The 1812-nt window shown below is 62.4% G+C and carries 2 protein-coding genes and 1 pseudogene; 1 reads left to right on the top strand and 2 read right to left on the bottom strand.

The genetic code is table 11. From position 1 onward, the window contains the following. The coding region (locus C3418_RS23410; RefSeq protein WP_146054136.1) for an RNA-guided endonuclease TnpB family protein at positions 1–478 on the top strand (478 nt) is incomplete at its 5' end. Between the two features lie 136 nt (positions 479–614). On the opposite strand, the gene C3418_RS23405 is transcribed toward C3418_RS23410, so the two are convergent. Both C3418_RS23405 and C3418_RS23400 read right to left on the bottom strand, forming a co-directional pair. Beyond that, a complete protein-coding gene (locus C3418_RS23405; RefSeq protein ID WP_043156523.1) occupies positions 615–818 on the bottom strand; it encodes a DUF3955 domain-containing protein in 204 nt (67 codons plus the stop codon). 143 nt (positions 819–961) lie between these two features. Then, a pseudogene (locus tag C3418_RS23400) lies at positions 962–1812 on the bottom strand (glutamate dehydrogenase); the annotation flags it as partial.

The raw sequence follows: 1812 nt of genomic DNA, 5'->3' as shown, positions 1-1812 counted from the left end.
CCGCCGCGATTACCTTCACAAGGTCACAACGACTATCAGCAAAAACCACGCGATGATCGTCATTGAGGATTTGAAGGTTGCCAGCATGTCAAAATCAGCAGCGGGCACGACCAGCCAGCCGGGGCGCAACGTCCGGGCAAAATCAGGGCTGAATCGTTCGATATTAGATCAGGGCTGGTTTGAGCTGCGCCGCCAGCTCGAATATAAGCAGGCATGGCGAGGCGGTCAGGTGTTGGCGATAAACCCGGCCTACACGAGCCAGCAGTGCGCCTGTTGTGGGCATACTGCGAAGGATAACCGCCAGACGCAAAGCCAGTTTAAATGCGCTGCGTGTGGTTATGAGGCGAACGCCGATGTGAACGGCGCTCGCAATATTTTAGCGGCGGGACACGCCGTTTTAGCCTGTGGAGGCGTGGTGCAATCAGGCCGCCCGATGAAGCAGGAACCCGGTACTGCGCGAGCAGCTATCACCCAGTAATGGGAATCCCCCTCCTGTGACGCGAAGCGCTAAGGTGGGGGAGGATGTCAACGAATCGGTCTATTGCCTGGACCCGGATTAGAACCTCATCGAGATCAGCCGCTATTGCTGAGCTCTTGGCACCTTGCGATTTGTGTCATTGCTCCCTGGTGCGCCCCTTGCGCAGCAGAGGGATCACGGTGAGCACCATGCCGGTGAAGAGCAGCAGATAGCCCAGGGGCAGCAGGGCAAAGGGCTCGTGCAGGAAGCCCTGGGCATCGAGGGTGGAGCCCAGCAGGTTGAAGGCCACAAAGCAGCCGAGCCCGGCCAGGATCAGCAGGGCACCTATTTTCATCGTCATCTTGTCATCCTCGTCAGCGAGATGGAACGGATGGGAGACTTTCATGCCTGGGTGAAGCGAGTGTGAAGTCGCGCCAGGCACAAAACACAACGGCAGCCCGAGGGCTGCCGTTGTGTTGAGGGGGAAGCCCCGGGCCAGGGCGCTCAGCAGACCCCTTGCGCCAGCATGGCGTCGGCGACCTTGACGAAGCCGGCAATATTGGCGCCGCTTTCGTAGTTCACATGACCATCATCCTGACCGTAACGGACACAGGTGGCATGGATACTGGTCATGATCCCCTTGAGGCGGGCGTCCACCTCCTCCCGGGTCCAGGAGAGGCGCTGGGCATTCTGGCTCATTTCGAGGCCCGAGGTGGCAACCCCGCCGGCGTTGGCCGCCTTGCCCGGGGCGAACAGCACCTTTGCTTCGTGGAAGAGACGGATGGCGGCGGCGCTGGAGGGCATGTTGGCCCCCTCGGCCACCAACTGCACGCCGTTGGCAATAAGCTGCACCGCATCTTCGGCATCCAGCTCGTTCTGGGTGGCGCAGGGGAGGGCGACGTCGGTCGCCAGGTGCCAGGGGGTACGGCCGCTGAAGAACTCGAGCCCGAGCTCATGGGCGTAATCGGCGACCCGCTTGCGCTGCTCGTTTTTAAGCGCCATCAGACGGGCCAGCTTCTCGGGGGTGAAGCCGTCCGGATCATAGACGGTGCCGCCGGAGTCGGAGGCGGTGATGACGCGGGCGCCGAGGGCCATCGCCTTCTCGATGGCGTATTGGGCCACGTTGCCCGAGCCCGACACCGAGACCCGCAGGCCATCGAGGGACTGGCCGCGATGGGCCAGCATGGCGTCGACAAAGTAGAGCAGGCCGTAGCCGGTGGCTTCCGGACGAATGAGGCTGCCGCCAAAGGAGAGTCCCTTGCCGGTGAAGACGCACTCGGCGCTGTTGGTGAGCTTCTTCATCATGCCCGCCATGTAGCTCACCTCGCGCCCGCCCACCCCGATGTCACCGGCCG

Source organism: Aeromonas sp. ASNIH8 (assembly GCF_002919855.1).
GTDB lineage: Bacteria > Pseudomonadota > Gammaproteobacteria > Enterobacterales > Aeromonadaceae > Aeromonas > Aeromonas caviae.
This window is presented reverse-complemented; position numbering and strand designations above follow the sequence as displayed.

Coding starts and splice junctions, on each gene's coding strand:
- C3418_RS23405 (WP_043156523.1), bottom strand. CDS start 818: ATGACGATGAAAATAGGTGCCCTGCTGATCCTGGCCGGGCTCGGCTGC.